Origin of the sequence: Arthrobacter sp. UYEF21 (assembly GCF_040546085.1) — a bacterium.
Taxonomy (GTDB): Bacteria; Actinomycetota; Actinomycetes; order Actinomycetales; family Micrococcaceae; genus Arthrobacter.
Map to the genome: position 1 here is coordinate 1 of NZ_JBEPNF010000006.1, position 20097 is coordinate 20097.

Here is a 20097-nt window from a genome sequence, read left to right on the forward strand (position 1 = left end):
GTAAGTACGTAGAACCAGCCGAGGTTCTCCGCGATCCAACCCACCACCGTCTTCATGGTGGACTGGGCGCTGGCAGGCACCAGCATCGCCCAGCTGGAGAAAGCAATAATAATGACAGACGCGATGATGAAGACCCGCCAGTTAACCTTGGGCACGCGGTCCTCAGTGGGTTCGGCGGGCGCGGTGTCAGGGTCTTTATCGATATTAATGATGCTCAAATGTCCAACTCCAATTCCTGGTTCAGGCGCGGAACGCAGCCACATCATGGTGGTGTTCGCGGTCTTTTACTGATCGGCCAGACAGAGCTCCCGGTGCAGGGGCGCCCGGCGAACTACTGGCAGGAAACATTCCCCACAGAGCCCTTTGCGGCACATGTTGGGGATGTCCTGGCATGTCGGGGGGTCTCCAGCAACGAAACGCCAGCCGGAACTTCCAAACCGAGGCCGCTACGAGCCAGGTTCACTGCGAACCGTTGGCCCTCGTCAAGTTCGGCCAAGCCGAAGAAGTGCCAGAGAGCGGCCAGCGCCGTCTTCGACCTTGATGACTGAGCTGGCCTATTGGGGAGGGGTGCTGCCTGAAGCGTGAGCTGATGGGCAATCACACCGACCCCGCGTTGGGCCACAAGGTGGCTCCGCCGGGACGTAAGAAGGCCGCAGTTTACCGCAACCCTGTTCGCAGCCCGCGCCTGCTGCCGGTGTCACGGACACGGGCGCATGGCCGGTCCTTACGGGTTGAAGGTGCGGTCGCCGGCGAAGAACCCCAGGCCGTACTCGGGGGTCTCGAACTTGACGGTGGTGCCCTTGGGGAAGAACAGCACGTCGCGTTCCTTGGCGTGCGTGACTTCGCCGGTGGTCTGGTCCGTGAGGATGAACTCGCCCTTGATGACGACCTTCATCTCGTCGTAGGTGTAGGTGTACACCAGCGGCTCGGAAGCCTTCAGCTCGAAGAAGCCGGCGCACATGACCGAACCCTCGGGGTTGTGGAGGGAGTCGCCGATCGCGGCGACCGTCCCGGGCTCGTCCATCGACGGCAGGCCGATGAACCCGTTTTCTACCTTATGGATGGAGCCAGCCTTGCTCAGTGTTCCTACGAGTGTGGTTTCCATGATCTCTCCTGTAAATAGTGTGATGACAGATTTGTCAGAGCTGTTCAATCTTTGATGCAAATAAGACTGCATTGAGGAATGGGATTGAGCCCCTGTCCGCGCTCCGACAGGGATCGCCTGCAAACCCGAAACTTTTAGTCTTTATCAAATCGGCCGGCGTCTACTTTGAGCCCCTCCGATGTGATGCCAATCACTTTTCTCGTCCCCCAAACTTTGACATGAACAGAAGTTCAAGTCAACAGTTCAAGACGAACATTTTAAAAGCTTTTTGATCCAAACAATGGGGATATTCCGCGCTCTCACGTTTGTGGGTATCCGGCTGTGAGACACCAGACGGCACCAGATTCGAACTGCAGGGGAAGGTGGCTGATGGTTCTGCGATAACCACCTTGGCAGGAGCATCGCTTCGCACAATGGGTCGGAGTTACATGGAATTTAGGCAAGGCAGCGTCCAGCGGTAACCAGGGACGCGGGTTCTGTCCGCGCACAGGGCCCTGTTCCCGCCTCCCAGCGCGGGGACAGGGCCGCACTTACCCCCGGCCGGCGTCGTACGGGCTGATGAGGTTCCCCAACATGGCGATCAGCGCGGCGGGGATCAGGAAGAACCCGGTGAGGGCGCCCCAGCTGCCGTCCTCAAACTGCAGGGCGAGGCCGCCAACCGCCACTGCAGGCAGGCCGGTCAGCACGGACACCCAGAAAGGCCTTCCGAGCAGCCGCGCCCAGACCGCCGCCCCGGCAAACGCCAGGGACCCAAGAAGCACCAGCCGGTGCCCCACTGCATAGGTGGGCGACTCGATGAGGAACGTGAACGCGTCAGCCAGCCCGCATGCCATCACGGCCGCCGCACCCAGCACTTACTCCGGCTCTTCATCGAAGAACACAATGCTTTGCAGGACGACGAATATCTGCAATTTGAAGCGAGGATGGCCCGTAAACTTTCCGAGGCTGAGTGGGAGCTTTACAAGGATATTCACCGCCACAGCCTGGGGTGGATGAAGGGCGCCGACGGACAGCGGATCGCACCCTTCGGTCAGGGAAGTCCGCGGGAAGGCCAGCCAATCCCGTGAAGCACTTCCCTCGTCTGACTGAGAAAGTCGTCAAAAGAGCCATCAGGGGCCGCCGCCCCCTCTATAAGGTCCGACGCTTTTCGGCCGCTGGCGCGGATTCCTCTATCACATTGGGAGGGACCCTTACTCACGAGCAAGCCACACAGAAAGCTGACCTTGGAGGTTATGCAAGGGCCGCGCAGCAAGCCCGGCTTCAGGCCGCTGTAGGTCGCAGGCGTTCTCTGGCCGGGGGCCACCATGCGCGCCCAGGACACTTGGACGACGTTGAAAGTCCGCTTTTCAAGACGTTCTCGCGCTAGGACCGTGCTGATTTAGGCGGTTCTGTGACGCCCGGGTTTTCCGGAGGACCATTTTTTGTGCCGGAGCCGGATGTCGGCTGGGGCGCTGCGGGGCTGAAATCCTGGTACTTCGCCTGTCTTGGGCGCTCCGCGGGGTTTCTGGCCGTCGTTGAGGCCGGTCTCTGCGTGGCTGTCCTGGTCCGGAGTGTTATCCAAGTGCCGGTCCCTGCACGAAAGTTGGACCCACGGACAGCCGTCTCCCCGAGGCTGGCCGCGGGGTTGACCCTGACGATATGCTAAGCATACTGATGAATAGTTGCTTTCCTCATCAGGTCCGGTTCTACTCTCGAAGGAGATGTTATGAGCACGAAGGTCGAAAAACGCATTCTGGTGAATGTGCCAGTGGCCACCGCTTACAACCAGTGGACCCAGTTCGAAGAGTTTCCCAACTTCATGGGCGGGGTTAAAAGCGTGAAACAGACCAGCGACGACAGGCTCGAGTGGGTTGCCGAAATCGCCGGAGTCCGCAGGCAGTGGACCGCGAAGATCCTGGAACAGATCCCTGACCGCAAGGTTGCCTGGGCCGCCACGGAAGGTGCCACCAATGCCGGGGCCGTGGAGTTCGAAGACGTTGGAGGCGGCCAGACCTCGCTGCGGCTCACGCTCGAATACGACCCTGAGGGCATTGTCGAAAAAATCGGCGACAAGCTTCACGTCGTTGACCGCCAGGCAGAAGCTGACCTGAAGCGCTTTAAGGAGTTCATCGAGGATGCAGGCTACGCCAGCGGTGCTTGGCGCGAGTCTGTCAATGAGGGCAGTTCAGTAGGTGCGCCTGGCGTGGAAGATGCCAGCGCCTCACGCGGGGACTCGGGGAAGGCCGGAATTTCCGGCAAGATGGCTGCAGGGTTGGGCGTTGCGGCAGTCGCCGGTGCGGCTGCTGCCATGAGCTCCGGAACCGAAAAGGATTCCGGCGAAACCACCGGCGTCACCGTTACCCCGCCGGTCGAGCCGCTAATCGTTGAGCCCACGCCGATACAGCACGTCCCTACCGATTCAGTTGCCAGTACGACGGCGGTACCTGGCGCGGCACCGCATGCTGGAGTCAGTTCCATGCCCGGCTCCGCAGCTCTCGGCACGGACCGAGCACCGGGGAAGCCCTTCGATCAGACCAACGGCCTGGTGGACCTTGAGGGCGAGTCAGACGAAACCGCTGAAGGCGAAATCCACAACGCGGCCGAGCGCCGCGAGGATAACGAGCCCGGGACGGTTCCTCCCCTCGGAGGCAACGTCCAGCGCTGACCGCCAACGCGGGTTCTGTCCGCGCAGACAGCCCCGCTCCCGCACTGCCAGTGCGGGAGCGGGGCCGCTCTCTTTCAGCCGTCGGCCGGCGTCGTGGTGGTGGTGGTTCAGCAGCTCAATCAGCTTGGCGACCGCGCGCCCGCCCGCAGGTGCTTAACCCGCCTGCCGCAAGGAACCGGGTCAGTGGTGGCTGACGCCCAGCGGGCGTCCTTTGGTCTCCTTGGCGAGCAGGACGCCGATGGAGGAAATGACGCAGAGGATCATGATGTAGATCCCGATGGATCCGGTCCATTTGGTGCTCTGCAGCAGGGACTCGGCAATGGTCGCTGCGAACGCACCGCCGAGGATGGCGCCGAACGCGTACCCGATGGAGATCCCCGAGTAACGCACGTTGGCGGGGAACATTTCGGCGTACATGGCAGACATCGGGCCGTAGGACAGGCCAAGTCCGACGGTCAGGACGAACAGGGCCACTCCGTAGAGCATGATGTTTTTGGTGTCGATCAGGGCGAACATCGGGATCATCCACACAAAAATGATTGCGTAGCCGATCAGGAACGTCTTGACCCTGCCGATCCGGTCCGAAAGCCAGCCGCCCACCAGGGTGAAGATCAGCCAGCCAAAGGAAGCGATCGTGGTGGCGAGCAGGATTTCCGGGACTGGCATCTTCAGCGTCCTGGTGGCGTAGGAGATGAAGAAGGCGATCAACAGGTAACCGGCGGCGTTGTTGCCGATGAAGATCAGCGTCGAGTAAAGAACAGGCAGCTTGTGGTTCCGGATGAGCTCTCCGAGAGGCGCTTTGCTTTCTTCCTTGCGGGCGGACATTTCCTTGAAGACCGGGCTCTCGGCAACGGCGCGGCGGATGAGGTAGCCGACGACGATCAACACGATGGACAGCAGGAACGGCACCCGCCAGCCCCAGGAGGCGAAGTCCTCCTTGGACATGTTCGAGTTGAGCACGAAAAGCAGGCCCGTTGCGAGAATCATGCCCACCGGAACACCGATCTGTGGATACGCGCCGAACAGGCCACGCTTGCTCTTGGGTGCATGCTCCACGGCCATCAGAGCCGCCCCGCCCCATTCACCCCCGGCAGAGAAGCCCTGGACGACGCGAAGCAGGATCAGCAGGACCGGAGCCCAGAAGCCGATCTGTGCGTAGGTGGGCAGCATGCCGATCAAGGCCGTGGCGGCACCCATCATGATGAGCGTGAAGACCAGCATGGCCTTGCGGCCCAGGCGGTCACCCAGGTGGCCAGCGACAATGGCGCCCAGTGGGCGGAACAGGAAGCTGATTCCGATCAGGGCGAAGGACAGGATCTGGGCCAGTCCCGGATTGGAGTCATTCAGCGGCGCAAGGAACAGCGGCGACAGCAGCGTCCCCGTCAGCTGGGCAAAGATGAAGAAGTCATACCACTCGATGGTGGTGCCCACCAGGGTCCCGGCGAGGACTTTTCGTTCTTCATGCTTACTGCTGGGACCAGACTCTGAATCGATGTGTGAAGTTGCGGTCATTGGAACTCCATGGCTGGGGCAGCGTCGCTGCAAATTAGGGTGCCGATTTATTTACTGATCGAACGTTCAGTTACCGTTGATAGTACTATGGGCGTGTCGTGGAACACACCAAAAACTTTCGCGCTCGCTAGCCGGAGGCTGTGCCCTTGAATACCGGCGTCCGCTTCTCCTGGAACGCGCGGAAACCTTCGGCGTAGTCTTCGCTCTTGCAGAGGCGTGCCTGCTCGGCGTTCTCTTCCGCGATGGCGTCCCACAGGCCGAGCCGCTGGTCGCGGACGTGCGCCACCAGCTCCTTGCTCGCGTTGAAGGCACCTGTCGCTCCGGAGGCCACCCCGGACACGATTTCCCATGTGCGCGGAAGAAGTTCATCCGCAGGCATCGCCCGGCTAAACATCCCCTGGGCCACGGCTTCCGTCCCCGATATCAACTCGGCGGTGTAGATCAGGTCCAGCGTCCGGTGCATGCCAAGCCGCTCGGTGAAGTACCAGTGTCCGCCGGAATCCAGGGTGGCGCCCAGTCTGGCAAACGGTGAACCGAACTTGGCATTCTCCGCCACATAGACCACGTCCGTCGCCAGCAAAAGGCCCAGCCCCACACCCAGGCAGGCGCCCTGGGCAGCGGCGAACGTCGGCGCCGGGAACGCGCTCATCTTTTTCAGCAGCGGCTGCACCAGCCCGGCCAAATACGCTTCGGCGTCGTCACTCTCCGGGGTGACATTCTGGATGTCCCTCCCCGCGCAGAAGGCGCGGCCCTCTCCCCTCAGGAGTAGCGCCCGCACCTCACCGCGTGCGGCGGCGGCAGCGGCGTCGTCGTACGCCTGGGTTAAATCCGTGAGCGCCTGCTCATCGAGCGAGTTCAGCTTGTACGGCGCATCCAGGACCACTTCGGCGACGTGGTTAGCGATGGAGAGGGAGATCATGGGGCCTTCTTTCCGGGTTTCGACAGGCTCAACCACCGTCAGACGTCGTAGTCGACGGTGACTTCCTCGCTGGTGGGGTGGGACTGGCAGGTCAGCACGTAGCCTTTGTCCAGTTCATCCTGCTCCAGCGCGTAGTTTTCGTCCATGGTCACGGTCCCGGTGACCACCTTGGCCCGGCAGGTGCCGCACACTCCCCCGGCGCACGCGAACGGCACGTCCGGGCGGACCCTCAGCGCGGCGTTGAGGATGGATTCGCGGGCGTGCGTGGGGCTGGCCACCTCGCCCTGCAGGCCATCGAGCTTGAACGTAATCTTGTACGTCTCCTTGGATTCGTCCACCACCACAGGCCGGCCGGCATGGCCTTCCGGGCGGTCCGGCTTGCCCGACGTGAACAGCTCAAAGCGGATATTGTCCGGGCTGACGCCGCGCTCGGCCAGGGTGTCCCGGCACAGCTGCACCAGTTCAAACGGCCCGCACAGGAACCACTCGTCCACATCGTCCGCATGGATGGCCGTGCCCAGCAGCTGCCGGAGCTTCTCGGCGTCGATCCGGCCGCTGAGCAGCGGCGCGATCCGCTGCTCGCGGGACAATACATGGTGGATGGCCAGGCGCTGCGGGTACTTGTCCTTCAAGTCCGCCAGCTCCTCCAGGAACATTACGTCCATGGCGGCCTTGTTGGCGTAGATCAGGTCGAACCGGGTTCCATGGTTCGCTGCCAGCAGCGTCCGTGCGATCGCGAGCACCGGGGTGATGCCCGAGCCGGCCGCGATGGCCACAAAGCTGGCCTCGCCGCTGGAAGCTATATCCCCAGCCAGTTCCTCCGGGTGGTTCATGGAGTTCATGCGGTTCTGCTCCACGGCCTGGCCGTCCCGGCCATGCTTGGACACAAACGCGCCCATGGGGCTCATGACCTCCAGGGTGTTCCCGGCCTTCAGCTCGGCGTTGGCCCACGTGGAGAACAGCCCACCCAGGTCCTTCTTCACCGCAACCCGGATCTCGCTGGACCCGTCCCCGAAGGTGCGCGGTTCCGCGCAGATGGAGTAGCTGCGCCGCACCTCGTGCGGCTCGCCCTCCTCATCCGGCAGCGTGGTGCGCAGGGCCACGTACTGTCCCGGCAGGTAGTCGAACTGGCCGGCGAGCTCCGAGGGGACGGCGAAGGTGACCTCGATGGCGTCATCGGTCAGCCGGCGCACCTCAGCCACGGTGAGGGTGTGGAAGGACGGACGACGGCGGCCGGTGGCCTGCGCCGTCTCGGCGGCGGTCTGGCGGACTACAGGCATGGGGGGGCTTCCTTACAGGACTTTGAAGTAGTCGAACGGTTCCTTGCAGTCCTTGCACACATAAAGCGCCTTGCAGGACGTGGAGCCGAAGCGGGTGAGTTCCTTGGTGTTGAGGCTGGCGCACTGCGGGCATTTCACAGCCATCGTCAGGCGGATGGGACCTGCGTGGCGGACGGCACTGGACATGCCCGACGGCGGCGCGATGCCGTATTCCTGCAGCTTGGCTTTGCCGGCGTCGGTCATCCAGTCCGTAGTCCAGGCCGGCGCGAGGACCAGGTCCACGTCCACGCTGGCGTAGCCTTCCTTAGCGAAAGCAGCCGTCAGGTCATCGCGGATGGCGTCCATCGCCGGGCAGCCGGAGTACGTGGGGGTGATGGTGACGCGGACCGTGGGGGCACTTTCAGCGGCGCCGCCCAACTGACTCGCAGTTAACGTCGTCATTTCCCGTTTTGGGAGCGTTAACTGCGAGTCAGTTGGGGGGCCGACGTCCGTGTGACCTTCGACCACATCCACCGAGCGGAGGATGCCAAGGTCCGCGATGGTGAGGACGGGGATTTCCGGATCGCAGACGGTGGCGGCGATGTCCCAGGCCCTCTGCTGCGCGGTTATCCTTTCAGTGATCACCGAGGTCACCAGTTCGCGCCTGGATGCTCGCGGGCAAGCACCTGCATCTCGGCCAGGATGTAGCCAAGATGCTCCGAATGCTTGCCCTGCCTGCCACCGCCGGGTGCCGACGGAACGTCCGGCACCTCCAGCCCGGCCTCAGCCAGGACCTCCCCGGTGAGCCGGTCAAAGTCCGCGCGCAGGCTGGAAGGCTCGACGGCGGCACCCGCCTCAACGAGGCGGGTCACCAGCTCATCGTCCTCGAAGAGCTCGGCAACGTAGGGCCACATCAGCTTAAGGCCGTGAATCATCCGTTTGCGGGACTCGTCCGTTCCCCCGGCCAGGCGCAGGACCCACTGGGCGCTGTGGTCCCGGTGGTAATCAACTTCCTTCACCGACTTGGCTGCGATGGCGGCCAGCGTGGCGTCCGTGGATTCCGTCAGCCGGCGGTACAGCTCGAACTGGTAGTAGCTCACCACGAACTGCCGCGCGATGGTGGCCGCGAAGTCGCCGTTGGGCTGCTCAAAGAGGTGGGCGGAGCGGAACTCGTGCTCCCGGCGGAAGTAGGCGAGGTCATCCTCGGTCTTGACCACACCGTTGTCGCCAAGAGCGCCGCCCGCGTAGGTAAGGAAGCTCCGGGCATGGCCCAGTTGGTCCAAGGCGATGTTGCCCAGTGCCACGTCCTCCTCCAGTTCGGGAGCGCGGGAGATCCAGTGGCCCAGTCGCTGTGCCAGGATCAGGGCGTCGTCGCCCAGGCGCAGCGCATACTCGGCCACATCCTCCGTGGGTTTCGCGAGGCCGGTGCGGACCTCCAGGGCGATGTCCTCCGGGCGGAGGGCGTTGCCAGGGGTGATGCGGGTGGCGCTGGCGTTGCTGTCGCCACCCGCCACGCCGGTGGAGATGTCACCGTGGCCCGTTGCTGTTTCGGGGCTGCTCACAGGTGCTTCACCCCTTCGCTCTTGGTGTAGTAGGTGGCGTGCCGATAGTCCTTGCCCTGCGGGGACTCAAAGAACGAGCCCTTGGAGTCGGGATCGCTGGCGGCGATGGCTTCGGCCGGGACCACCCAGATGGACACGCCCTCGTTGCGGCGGGTGTACAGGTCGCGGGCGTTGCGCAGGGCCATGGCGGCGTCCGGCGCGTGCAGGGAACCGGCGTGGACGTGGCTCAGGCCGCGGCTGGACCGGACGAAAACCTCCCACAGCCCCCAGGCATGGCTGGTTTCGACAGGCTCCCCCGCCGGCCTTCCGGTGGTTGAGCCCGCCGAAACCTCGCTGGTCGACACCGCCGGGCTGGCCTTGGGCGCCTCGCGGTTGATTTCGCTGGCCGGGACTTCCGGGTTGCCATGGGGGCTCATGCTGCGTATTCCTTCGTCTTCATTGACTGTTTGGTTGCATAGGCGGCAGCTGCTTCCCTGACCCAGGCGCCGTCCTCGTGCGCTTGCCTTCTACGCTCCAGACGCTGGGCGTTGCAGGGGCCGCGGCCGGCCAGGACTTCCTTGAACTCGTTCCAGTCCAGCGGGCCGTGCTCCCACTTTTTGGTGTCCTCGTTGAAGCGGACCTCGCTGTCCGGGAGGTTGAGGCCCAGCACTCGGACCTGCTCCACCATCATGCCCACGAAGCGGCTGCGGAGTTCATCGTTACTGAAGCGCTTGATGTTCCAGGCCATGGACTGGCGGGAGTTGGGCGAATCGTCGTCCGGCGGGCCGAACATCATCAGCGCCGGGGCATACCACCGGTTCACGGCGTCCTGAGCCATCTGCTTCTGCTCCGGCGTACCATTGGCGAGCTCCAGGAGAATCTCGAAGCCCTGCCGCTGGTGGAACGACTCTTCCTTGCAGACCCGGACCATCGCACGGCCGTAGGGCCCGTACGAGGCACGGCACAGCGGCACCTGGTTGCAGATGGCGGCACCGTCCACCAGCCAGCCGATGGCACCCATGTCCGCCCACGTCCGGGCCGGGTAGTTGAAGATGGACGAGTACCGGGCCTTGCCGGCGATCAGCGCGTCCATCATGTCGTCGCGGGACTGGCCCAGGGTCTCCGCGGCCGAGTACAGGTACAGGCCATGGCCGGCCTCGTCCTGGACCTTGGCCATCAGGATGGCCTTGCGCTTAAGGCTCGGCGCCCGGGAAATCCAGTTGGCCTCCGGCTGCATGCCGATGATCTCCGAATGCGCGTGCTGGGAAATCTGGCGCAGGAGGCTCTTGCGGTACCCGTCCGGCATCCAGTCCCGCGGCTCAATCCGCGAATCATCGGCGATCACGCGGTCAAAGTTCGCCCGGCCGTCCGCGTCGCGCCGGGCAGCAGCTTCACGTTCTTCCGGGGATAACTCAGCGGGCACTGACTGCAGATTCTGCATTGCCATGGTTGCTCCTAATGCAAAGGGCCCTTCCAGGCGCTATTCTTTACCGACCGTTCGTTCAGTATATGGGCCGATGGGTGATGGGGCAAGTGAAGCGGGCTCTTTATTCAGCCCTTTGCCACGAGAGTGAGCACGTCGTAAGTGGCTACGATTTCGTCTTTCTGATTGGTCAGGAGCGAGTCCCAGGCCACCTCGCCGTACTCGTCGGTTTCACGCGGGGTGATCTTCTTGGCGGTGAGGGTCACGCGGATAGAGTCCCCTGCGGCCACAGGCGTGGTGAAGCGCAGGTTCTCCAGTCCGTAGTTGGCCAGCACCGGACCCGGCGCTGGCTCCACGAACAGGCCGGCGCCCCACGCCAGCAGGAGGTAGCCGTGCGCCACGATGCCCGGGAAGAACGGGTTGGCCTCCGCAGCCTCCTGGTTGGTGTGGGCGTAGAAGGTGTCGCCGGTGGAGTTGGCGAACTTGGTGATCTCCGCCAGGGAGACCTCGCGCAGTTCGGAGCGGAAGGAGTCGCCGATGTGCAGCGTGCCCAGGTGCTTCCGGAAAGGGTGCTGGCCTTCGGTCTCGAGCGTGAAGTTCCGGTCCGCGCCCGCGTGCCAGACGCCGGTGACGGCGGTGAGCATGTTGGGCGAACCCTGGATGGCGGTGCGCTGCATGTGGTGCATCACCGAGCGGATGCCGCCCAGTTCCTCGCCGCCGCCGGCGCGTCCCGGTCCACCGTGGACCAGGTGCGGTACCGGCGAGCCGTGGCCAGTGGAGCTGCGGGCGTCTTCGCGGTTGAGCATCAGGACGCGGCCGTGGTGCGCCGCGATGCCCGTAACGAGCTCCCGCGCCACGGACGGATCGTTCGTGCAGACCGTGGCCACCAGGGAACCGCCACCCCGGGCGGCGAGGCGGACGGCGTCGGGCAGGTCCTTGTAGCCGACTACCGAAGCAACCGGGCCGAATGCCTCCAGTGAGTGCAGCGCCTCAGCCTCGGCGTCGTCCCAGCCCAGCAGCACGGGCGACATAAACGCGCCGCCCTCCACTTCGCCGGTGGTCCCGTCGGCGGAGGTGACCGACGGCGAATCAAGCGTTCCGTACGCAAGCTCACCGCCGGCTTCGAGCATCGACTGCACCGCCGCCCGGACGTCGGCGAGCTGTTCGAGCGACGCCAGCGCGCCCATGGTGACGCCCTCGGCGCGGGGGTCACCCAGGACCACACGCTCCTGGATGCGCTTGCCCACAGCGGCGATAACTGCCGGGACCAGCTCCTGCGGAACGATGGCCCGGCGGATGGAGGTGCACTTCTGGCCCGCCTTGACCGTCATCTCGGTGACCACGGACTTAACGAAGGCGTCGAACTCCGGCGTGCCCTCCACAGCGTCGGTGCCGAGGATGGCGGCGTTGAGCGAGTCGGTTTCAGAGGTGAACCGTACCCCGCCCGCCACGACATTGGGGTGCGATTTCAGGGTCAGCGCGGTGGACGCGGAGCCGGTGAAAGCCACCAGGTCGCGGTAGTCCAGCACGTCCAGGAGGCCACGGACAGAGCCCGAGATCAGCTGCAGCGAGCCGGGGGGCAAGATGTTGGATTCGATGATGGCCTTCACCACTGCCGCGGCCACATACCCGGTGGGGGTGGCCGGCTTGACGATGGTGGGGACCCCGGCGATGAAGGCAGGAGCGAGTTTCTCCAGCATGCCCCAGACCGGGAAGTTGAACGCGTTGATCTGCACGGCGACGCCCGGGATGCGCGTGTAGATGTGCTCGCCGGCGAAGGAGCCGTCCTTGGACAGGATCTCCATGGGGCCGTCCACCACCACCTGGGAGTTGGGCAGCTCGCGCCGGCCCTTGGAACCGAAAGTGAACAGCACGCCGATGCCGCCGTCGATGTCGATCATGGAGTCGATCCTCGTGGCGCCGGTCTGGGCCGAGAACGTGTGGAAGTGCTCGCGCCGGTCGTTCAGGTACTGCGCCAGTTCCTTGAGCTTGAGCGCACGCTGGTGGAAGGTCAGCTTGCCCAGTTCCGCCTGGCCGGTGGTGCGGCCGTAGTCCACGACGGCGGCGAGGTCCAGGCCGTCGGCGCTTACCTTGGCCAGGACTTCGCCGGTGCTCGCATCCCGCACGGGGACAGCGGAAGCTGCCGATCCGGCGTCGGGCGTCCACCAGGAATCCTGCACAAAACTGGGAACGGTCTCGACGGTATTGACCGTGGCTTCAGCTGTTGCGGTGGTGGTCATCGTTGACGGGTCCTTCCAAAAAGGGGACAAACGACATCGGCCAGAGCATTACTGACCGTCCGTTCGGTAATATGACTACAGTACATGAATGTGCTGCGCCGCACACTGAAAGATCAACGCCCACAAAGGAGAGCCCATGAACGCCCCATCCCAGAACAGCTCCGACCTCGCCCCCGAACTCACCGAACCCGCACTGTGGAAAATCACCCTGGGCGAACTCGACGAGAAGATGGGCGTGAAGATCGTCGAGGAGTCCGTGGACCGCGTGGTGGCCACGATACCAGTGGAGGGCAATAGGCAGTCCTTCGGGCTGCTGCACGGCGGCGCGTCCCTGGCAGCGGGCGAGGCCGTGGGCTCCTGGGCGGCCGTGATCCACGCCAGCACGCTCGGCAAAACGGCGGTGGGCGTCGACGTTTCCGCCACGCATCACCGCTCGGCGCGTGCGGGCCTGATCACCATCACGGCCACGCCCATTCACCTCGGCGGCACCCTCACCACCCACGAAGTCCTGATCACCAACGACGCCGGCCAGCGGCTCTGCACCCTCCGCATCACCAACTTGCTGATCAGGCGGAAGCACTAGCCGGTGCCGCCGCACCCTTGACAGCGGCCATGCATTTGGGATTACCTAATGAACATTCGGTAAATAAAGCTGGAGGCAATGATTCATGACTGAAGCAGCCCTTTCCGGAGTCACCCACCGCATCCTGGAAAACGACTACGCCTCCGAATGGATGGGCATCGAAGTCCTCGCTGTCACTGACGGCCATGCCACCATCCGCATGACCCTCCGGCAGGAAATGCTCAACGGCTTCGGCATGGCCCATGGCGGAATGATCTTCGCCTTCGCAGACACCGCCTTCGCCTTGGCCTGCAACCCAGTGAACCCGGGGCCCGGGGACGCGGACAGCATCACAGTGGCCGCCGGCGTCGACATCAACTTCCTCAAGCCCGCCTTCCGCGGCCAGGTGATTACCGCCGTTGCAGACCGTCGCTCCAGCGCAGGCCGCAGCGGGCTGTATGACATCCAAATCTTCGCCGCCGACCCTGGCGCGCAGACCGGCTCCCCGCCCAGTTCCGCCCAGCCCGGTTCCGGCCTGTTCAGTTCCGGCCAGCCGGGGGAACTCATCGCCGAGTTCCGCGGCCGCAGCCGCACCATCCCCAAGAAGTAGGACACCATGACCCTCCATGCCCCCGAAACCCCCGCCGCGACTACCGCGAGCCCTGCAACCGACGCCGTGCTGGACCGCGAGGAAACCATGTCCCGCGACGAGCTCGAGGCCCTCCAGCTCAGCCGCCTGCAGCACACGGTTGCCTACGCCTATGAGCGTGTTCCCCTCTACAAGCGCAAATTCGACGACGCCGGCATCCACCCCGCGGACCTCCGCGAACTCAGCGACCTGGGCAACTTCCCCTTCACCACCAAGGACGACCTGCGCGCCGAGTACCCGTTTGGCATGTTCGCCGTGCCGCAGCACGAAGTGGCCCGCATCCACGCCAGTTCCGGCACCACGGGCCGGCCCACCGTCGTCGGCTACACCAAGCAGGACCTCGCCGACTGGGCCAAACTGGTGGCCCGTTCCCTGCGCGCCTCCGGCGTCCGGCCCGGCATGAAGGTCCACAACGCCTACGGCTACGGCCTGTTCACCGGCGGCCTGGGCGCCCACGCCGGCGCCGAAGCACTCGGCTGCACCGTCATCCCCATCTCCGGCGGGCAAACCGAACGCCAGATCCAGCTCATCCAGGACTTTAAGCCGGACGCCATCCTGGCCACTCCCACCTACCTGCTCACCATCGCCGACGCCATGGCGCACATGGGCATCGACCCCGCCTCCACGTCCCTGAAGTTCGCGGTGCTGGGTGCCGAGCCCTGGACCCAGGAGATGCGGCACGAACTCGAAGTCACCATGAACATCAAGGCCTGCGACATCTACGGCCTCTCCGAGGTGATGGGCCCCGGCGTCGCCGGCGAGGCAGTAGAGACGCAGGACGGCAGCCACATCTGGGAGGACCACTTCCGCCCCGAGATCATTGACGCCTTCAACCCGTTGGTGGGCACGGAGAACGTGCTGCGTGACGGCGAGCACGGCGAGCTCGTGTTCACCTCCCTCACCAAGGAAGCGCTGCCCATCATCCGCTACCGCACCAAGGACCTCACCCGCCTGCTGCCCGGCACCGCCCGCCCCGCGCACCGCCGCATGGGCCGCATCACCGGCCGCAGCGACGACATGATCATCCTTCGCGGCGTGAATGTCTTCCCCTCGCAGATTGAAGAAATCGCGCTGCGGATTCCCGAGCTGAGCCCGCATTTCCAGTTGGAACTCACCCGGCCGGAAAACCAGCGGATGGACCGGATGACGGTGAAGATCGAACGCCGGGAGACGTCGACAGTTGAGCAGAGTACGACGGCGGGGCGCACCTTGCAGGAGCAAATCAAGATCCATGTGGGTTCTTCGTGCACGGTGGACGTGGTGGAGCCCGGCTCGCTGGAGCGGTCCAACGGCAAGCTGAAGCGTATCTACGACCTGCGGCCGCAGCAGTAGTGAGGCCGGGCGGTGCAGCCTCCCGGCTGCGCCGCCTGACTGACCATTCATGAGAAAATAGGCACCATGCCCAGCACCACTGAGACAGCCAGCACCGCCGCCGCCAAGCGAGGGCGCCCCGGTTACGACCAGCAGTCCGTGCTGCTCATCGCCGTCGACGTCTTCAACCGGCACGGCTACGACGCCACCTCCATGGGCATCCTGGCCGAAAACCTGGGCATCTCGAAGTCCGCCATCTACCACCACGTGCCGTCCAAGGGTGACCTCCTGAAGCTGGCCCTGGATCACGCGCTCGGTGGCCTCGAGGCCATCCTGGAACAGCCCGAAGCCAGCTCCGGCGCGGCCGATTCACGGCTGGAATATGTGCTGCGGCAGACCGTCGCCGTACTGGTGGAGCGCCTGCCTTTTGTCACCCTGCTCCTGCGCCTGCGCGGCAACACGGAGATCGAACGTGACGCCTTGGAACGCCGCCGCGCCTTCGACCACGAGGTGGCCGGGCTCATCTCGGCGGCACGCGACGAGGGATCGCTGCGCCAGGACATCGACCCGCGCACCGTGACCCGACTGCTGTTCGGCACCATCAACTCGATCGTCGAATGGTACAAACCGGGCGGATCCCTCTCCCCCGAAAAACTGGCCGACGACGTCATCACCATCGCGTTCGACGGGCTTCACGCAGCCCGCTAGCAGTTGACCTCCACAGCGCAGCATGCCATCTTTATAGAACGAACGGTCGGTAACTAATTCAAGTCCGGCCCCGGTTGCCTGGTGTAAAGGATCTGTTCTTATGGTTGAGGCTTTTCTTGTTGGCGGCGTCCGGACACCGGTGGGCCGTTACGGCGGAGCGCTTTCCTCGGTCCGCCCAGACGATTTGGCCGCACTGGTGGTCCGCGAGGCTGTCTCCCGTGCCGGCCTGGATCCGGACAGCATTGAGGAAGTGATCCTCGGCAACGCCAACGGCGCCGGCGAGGAAAATCGCAATGTGGCCCGGATGGCAACCCTGCTTGCCGGCCTCCCCCTTCACATCTCCGGCATCACGGTCAACCGGCTGTGTGCGTCCGGGCTGAGCGCCATCATCCAGGCCAGCCACATGATCAAGTCCGGTGCCGCGGATGTGGTGATCGCCGGCGGCGTGGAGTCCATGAGCCGGGCGCCGTGGGTCCAGGAAAAGCCAGCCACCGCCTTCGCCAAGCCCGGCCAGATCTTCGACACCTCCATTGGCTGGCGGTTCGTGAACCCGCTCTTCCAGAAGGGCGAACTGGCGCGCAACGGCAAGATGACCTACTCCATGCCGGAAACCGCGGAAGAGGTAGCCCGCGTGGACGGCATCTCCCGCGAGGACGCGGACGCCTTCGCGGTCCAGTCCCACGAACGCGCTCTCGCCGCCATCGCAGCCGGACGGTTCACGGACGAAATCGTTCCCGTGACCGTCAAGTCCCGCAAAGCCGAAACCGTGGTGGACACCGATGAGGGCCCCCGGGCGGGCACCACCATGGACGTCCTGGCAGGTCTGCGCCCGGTGGTCAAGGGCGGTTCTGTGGTCACTGCCGGCAACTCCTCCACCCTGAACGACGGCGCCTCAGCCATCATCGTCGCGTCCGAGGCCGCCATCGAAAGGCTGGGCCTGACGCCCCGGGCCCGGATCATCGACGGCGCCTCCGCCGGCTGCGAACCCGAAATTATGGGCATCGGCCCTGTCCCCGCCACGCAAAAAGTCCTCCTGCGGAGCGGGCTCAGTGTAGGCGACCTTGGCGCCGTCGAACTCAACGAGGCGTTCGCCACGCAATCGCTGGCCAGCATGCGGCGGCTGGGCCTGGATCCGGACATTGTCAACAACGACGGCGGCGCCATCAGTCTGGGGCATCCGCTCGGTTCCAGCGGCTCACGGATCGCCATCACCCTGCTCGGCCGGATGGAACGCGAGGACGCCAAACTCGGCCTCGCCACCATGTGCATCGGCGTCGGACAGGGCACCGCGATGCTGCTGGAGCGCGTCTGATGCCGGCGCCGGAGAATGGGAACGGATCCCTCGCAAACGAACGCTTCAGCACCCTCCTGGTCGAGGAACGTGAGGACCGCGTGGTGGTCCTCCTTAACCGGCCGGAGGTACGGAACGCCATCGACCAGCAGATGGTGGACGAACTGCACGTGGTCTGCGCCGCTCTGGAACAGACCCCCAAAGTCCTAATCATGGCCGGCGTGGACGGTGTATTCGCCTCCGGGGCGGACATTGCCCAGCTACGCGAGCGGCGCCGTGACGACGCGCTGCAGGGCATCAATTCCACAATCTTTGTCCGGATTGCCAAGTTGCCCCTGCCCGTTATCGCGGCGCTGGATGGCTACTGCCTGGGCGGCGGTGCCGAACTCGCATACGCCGCGGACTTCCGGATCGGAACACCCAGCGTCCGGATCGGCAATCCCGAAACCGGGCTGGGCATCCTCGCAGCGGCCGGCGCCAGCTGGCGGCTCAAGGAACTGGTGGGAGAACCGCTGGCCAAGCAGATCCTGCTCGCGGGCCTGGTACTGCGGGCAGAGGACGCCCTGTCCGCCAGCCTCATCACGGAAATCCACGAGGCGCCGGACCTGATGGACGCCGCCCACAACCTCGCAGACAGGATCGGCCGCCAGGACCCGCTGGCCGTGCGGATCACGAAGTCCGTGTTCCACGCCCCGGCCGAGTCGCATCCGCTGATTGACCAGCTGGCGCAGGGAATCCTCTTTGAATCCCAGGCGAAGTTCGACCGCATGCAGGCGTTCCTGGACAAAAAGTCGGGGAACAAGAAGCCGGAAAATGAGCCAGGCGACACCAAGACGGAGAAGAAGCAGTCATGACGAATCCGAACCTTCCTTCCAGCGTCGGCGTCCTCGGCGGCGGCCGCATGGGCGCGGGAATCGCCCACGCCTTCCTCATCAACGGGGCCAACGTCCTGGTGGTGGAGCGCGATGAAGAGTCCGCCGAAGCCGCCCGGGAACGGGTGGAATCCGCGGCCGCCAAGAGCATCGAACGCGGCGCCACCGACGTCAACCTGGATGAGATGGCGTCCCGGCTCGCGGTGGCGGTGGATTACAACGACTTCGCCGACCGCCAGTTGGTTGTGGAGGCCGTTCCCGAGGACTGGGACCTGAAGGTCACCGCGCTCCGGGGCATCGAAGAGCGCCTGGCCGAGGACGCATACCTGGCGTCCAACACGTCATCCCTGTCGGTCAATGGCCTGGCCCGGGAGCTGAAGCGGCCACAAAACTTCCTCGGCCTGCATTTCTTCAACCCGGTCCCAGCATCCACGCTCATTGAGGTGGTACTCGGCGAGCAAACCTCCGCGGACCTGGCCGCCGCAGCGAAAAGGTGGGTGGAGGCACTCGGCAAGACCGCCGTCGTCGTAAACGACGCGCCCGGCTTTGCCTCCTCACGCCTCGGCGTGGCCATCGCGCTGGAGGCCATGCGCATGGTGGAGGATGGGGTGGCCTCCCCGGCGGATATCGACGCCGCCATGGTCCTCGGCTACAAGCACCCCACCGGCCCGCTGAGGACCACGGACATCGTGGGCCTGGACGTGCGGCTGGGCATCGCCGAATACCTGCAGTCCACGCTCGGGGACCGGTTCGCCCCGCCGCAGATCCTCAAGGACAAGGTGGCCCGCGGCGAGCTGGGCCGCAAGAGCGGCAAGGGCTTTTTCGACTGGTCCTGACCTGGTGGGTACGACGGCAGGACAGATACGACGGCGGGCCGGCCCCCTTTTTGGGAGCCGTCCCGCCGCAGGTTAACCCTGCTTAGAGGGTGGCGGTGTCAAGCACGAAGCGGTACCGGACGTCCGAAGCCAGGACGCGCTCGTAGGCGTCGTTGATCTTTTCGGCCGGGATGACCTCGATCTCCGCACCGATGCCATGCTCGGCGCAGAAGTTCAGCATCTCCTGGGTTTCGGGGATGCCGCCGATCATGGAGCCGGCGAACGACCGGCGCCCGCCGATCAGGGCGAAGGCGTTGACGGGAAGCGGATCGGCCGGGGCACCCACGTTGACCAGCGCGCCGTCGAGGGTCAGCAGCTGCAGGTAGGAACTGATGTCGATCGAAGCGCTGACCGTATTGATGATCAGGTCGAAGCTGCTGGCAAGCTCTTCAAACGTGCCGGGATCGCTGGTGGCGAAGTAGTGGTCCGCGCCCAGCCGCAGGCCATCTTCCTGCTTCTTGAGCGACTGCGAGAGGACTGTGACCTCGGCGCCCATCGCGTGGGCGAGCTTGACCGCCATGTGGCCGAGGCCGCCGAGCCCAACGACGGCTACCTTCTTGCCCGGGCCGGCGTTCCAGTGGCGCAGCGGCGAGTAGGTGGTGATGCCGGCGCACAGCAGGGGAGCCGCGACGTCGAGTTCGATGCCCTCGGGGATGGTCACGACGAAGTCTTCGGTCACGACGACGTGGGTGGAGTAGCCGCCCTGGGTGATGGTGCCATCGCGGTCCACGGCGCCGTAGGTGCCGGTGTTGCCCTTGAGGCAGTACTGCTCCTCGCCGGCCTGGCAGTTGACGCACTCGCCGCAAGAGTTGACCATGCAGCCGACGCCAACCCGGTCACCTACTTTGTGCCGCGTGACGGCGGAGCCGATTTCGGTGACGACACCGGCGATCTCGTGGCCGGGCACCAGCGGATACTCCTGCGGGCCCCAGTCGCCGCGGACGGTGTGGATGTCGGAGTGGCAGATGCCGGCGTACTTGATCTCGATCAGGACGTCGTGCGGGCCGACGGCGCGGCGTTCGACGGTGGTGGGGATGAGGTCCCCGGTGGAGGACGGCGATGCATAGGCCTTGACGGTAGTCATGGGTCTCCTGTGTCTTTCTTGGGGGGATAACTGGATGCTACAGGGGGTTGGTTAACATCAAACCCTGTCCGGGCACGTCCAGGGAGGGCCTGCTGAAACGGG

20 protein-coding genes are annotated in these 20097 nt (G+C 64.8%); 8 read left to right on the forward strand and 12 right to left on the reverse strand.

Annotated features, from left to right (window positions below; genetic code table 11):
- The 3 genes from ABIB27_RS08380 to ABIB27_RS08390 form a co-directional block, all read right to left on the reverse strand.
- Nucleotides 1–218: hypothetical protein (locus tag ABIB27_RS08380; RefSeq protein WP_354253780.1), on the reverse strand; the 218-nt coding region annotated here is incomplete at its 3' end.
- Nucleotides 219–724: 506 nt separating this feature from the next.
- Nucleotides 725–1105: a cupin domain-containing protein gene (locus ABIB27_RS08385; protein WP_354215605.1), complete on the reverse strand. Its 381-nt coding sequence runs from the start codon at nucleotides 1103–1105 to the stop codon at nucleotides 725–727.
- Between the two features lie 530 nt (nucleotides 1106–1635).
- A complete protein-coding gene (locus ABIB27_RS08390) occupies nucleotides 1636–1959 on the reverse strand; it encodes a hypothetical protein (protein ID WP_354215606.1) in 324 nt (107 codons plus the stop codon).
- An 851-nt stretch (nucleotides 1960–2810) separates the two neighbouring features.
- On the opposite strand from ABIB27_RS08390, the gene ABIB27_RS08395 reads away from it, so the two are divergent.
- The gene (locus tag ABIB27_RS08395) at nucleotides 2811–3749 is read left to right on the forward strand and encodes an SRPBCC family protein (protein WP_354215607.1); all 939 of its coding nucleotides are present in this window, start codon (nucleotides 2811–2813) and stop codon (nucleotides 3747–3749) included.
- Between the two features lie 180 nt (nucleotides 3750–3929).
- Here the strand turns inward: ABIB27_RS08395 and ABIB27_RS08400 are convergent, their stop codons facing one another.
- The 8 genes from ABIB27_RS08400 to paaZ form a co-directional block, all read right to left on the reverse strand.
- Nucleotides 3930–5261 carry an MFS transporter gene (locus tag ABIB27_RS08400; protein ID WP_354215608.1) on the reverse strand — a complete coding sequence of 444 codons (1332 nt, stop codon included), beginning with the start codon at nucleotides 5259–5261 and terminating at the stop codon, nucleotides 3930–3932.
- Nucleotides 5262–5388: 127 nt separating this feature from the next.
- A complete protein-coding gene (locus ABIB27_RS08405) occupies nucleotides 5389–6180 on the reverse strand; it encodes an enoyl-CoA hydratase/isomerase family protein (RefSeq protein WP_354215609.1) in 792 nt (263 codons plus the stop codon).
- A 38-nt stretch (nucleotides 6181–6218) separates the two neighbouring features.
- Complete coding sequence (gene paaE, locus ABIB27_RS08410; protein WP_354253781.1) at nucleotides 6219–7460, reverse strand: 1,2-phenylacetyl-CoA epoxidase subunit PaaE; 1242 nt, start codon at nucleotides 7458–7460, stop codon at nucleotides 6219–6221.
- A 12-nt stretch (nucleotides 7461–7472) separates the two neighbouring features.
- On the reverse strand, nucleotides 7473–8093 hold the full coding sequence (gene paaD / locus ABIB27_RS08415; RefSeq protein ID WP_354215611.1) for a 1,2-phenylacetyl-CoA epoxidase subunit PaaD: 621 nt from the start codon (nucleotides 8091–8093) through the stop codon (nucleotides 7473–7475).
- Complete coding sequence (paaC, locus tag ABIB27_RS08420; protein ID WP_354215612.1) at nucleotides 8090–9001, reverse strand: 1,2-phenylacetyl-CoA epoxidase subunit PaaC; 912 nt, start codon at nucleotides 8999–9001, stop codon at nucleotides 8090–8092. The genes paaD and paaC overlap by 4 nt, the downstream gene beginning before the upstream one ends.
- Nucleotides 8998–9417, reverse strand: coding sequence for a 1,2-phenylacetyl-CoA epoxidase subunit PaaB (gene paaB, locus ABIB27_RS08425; protein WP_354215613.1), 420 nt, complete (start codon nucleotides 9415–9417; stop codon nucleotides 8998–9000). Before paaB ends, paaC begins: the two co-directional genes overlap by 4 nt.
- Nucleotides 9414–10427 carry a 1,2-phenylacetyl-CoA epoxidase subunit PaaA gene (gene paaA / locus ABIB27_RS08430; RefSeq protein ID WP_354215614.1) on the reverse strand — a complete coding sequence of 338 codons (1014 nt, stop codon included), beginning with the start codon at nucleotides 10425–10427 and terminating at the stop codon, nucleotides 9414–9416. The genes paaB and paaA overlap by 4 nt, the downstream gene beginning before the upstream one ends.
- A gap of 104 nt (nucleotides 10428–10531) precedes the next feature.
- On the reverse strand, nucleotides 10532–12643 hold the full coding sequence (paaZ, locus tag ABIB27_RS08435; protein ID WP_354215615.1) for a phenylacetic acid degradation bifunctional protein PaaZ: 2112 nt from the start codon (nucleotides 12641–12643) through the stop codon (nucleotides 10532–10534).
- 136 nt (nucleotides 12644–12779) lie between these two features.
- On the opposite strand from paaZ, the gene ABIB27_RS08440 reads away from it, so the two are divergent.
- From ABIB27_RS08440 to ABIB27_RS08470, 7 genes are all read left to right on the forward strand, one after another.
- Nucleotides 12780–13226 (forward strand): PaaI family thioesterase, encoded by a 447-nt coding sequence (locus ABIB27_RS08440; RefSeq protein ID WP_354253782.1) that lies wholly within the window; start codon nucleotides 12780–12782, stop codon nucleotides 13224–13226.
- A gap of 85 nt (nucleotides 13227–13311) precedes the next feature.
- Nucleotides 13312–13815, forward strand: coding sequence for a hotdog fold thioesterase (locus ABIB27_RS08445; protein ID WP_354253783.1), 504 nt, complete (start codon nucleotides 13312–13314; stop codon nucleotides 13813–13815).
- Between the two features lie 6 nt (nucleotides 13816–13821).
- Entirely contained in the window at nucleotides 13822–15186 is a 1365-nt protein-coding gene (gene paaK / locus ABIB27_RS08450; protein WP_354253784.1) for a phenylacetate--CoA ligase PaaK, read from the forward strand.
- A gap of 66 nt (nucleotides 15187–15252) precedes the next feature.
- A complete protein-coding gene (locus tag ABIB27_RS08455; RefSeq protein ID WP_354215619.1) occupies nucleotides 15253–15873 on the forward strand; it encodes a TetR/AcrR family transcriptional regulator in 621 nt (206 codons plus the stop codon).
- Between the two features lie 100 nt (nucleotides 15874–15973).
- Nucleotides 15974–17185 (forward strand): thiolase family protein, encoded by a 1212-nt coding sequence (locus ABIB27_RS08460; RefSeq protein WP_354253785.1) that lies wholly within the window; start codon nucleotides 15974–15976, stop codon nucleotides 17183–17185.
- The gene (locus ABIB27_RS08465; RefSeq protein ID WP_354253786.1) at nucleotides 17185–18018 is read left to right on the forward strand and encodes an enoyl-CoA hydratase/isomerase family protein; all 834 of its coding nucleotides are present in this window, start codon (nucleotides 17185–17187) and stop codon (nucleotides 18016–18018) included. The genes ABIB27_RS08460 and ABIB27_RS08465 overlap by 1 nt, the downstream gene beginning before the upstream one ends.
- Nucleotides 18015–18872 carry a 3-hydroxyacyl-CoA dehydrogenase family protein gene (locus tag ABIB27_RS08470; RefSeq protein WP_354215622.1) on the forward strand — a complete coding sequence of 286 codons (858 nt, stop codon included), beginning with the start codon at nucleotides 18015–18017 and terminating at the stop codon, nucleotides 18870–18872. Before ABIB27_RS08465 ends, ABIB27_RS08470 begins: the two co-directional genes overlap by 4 nt.
- An 82-nt stretch (nucleotides 18873–18954) precedes the next feature.
- On the opposite strand, the gene ABIB27_RS08475 is transcribed toward ABIB27_RS08470, so the two are convergent.
- Nucleotides 18955–19995 (reverse strand): NAD(P)-dependent alcohol dehydrogenase, encoded by a 1041-nt coding sequence (locus ABIB27_RS08475; RefSeq protein ID WP_354253787.1) that lies wholly within the window; start codon nucleotides 19993–19995, stop codon nucleotides 18955–18957.
- Between the last annotated feature and the right edge of the window lie 102 nt (nucleotides 19996–20097).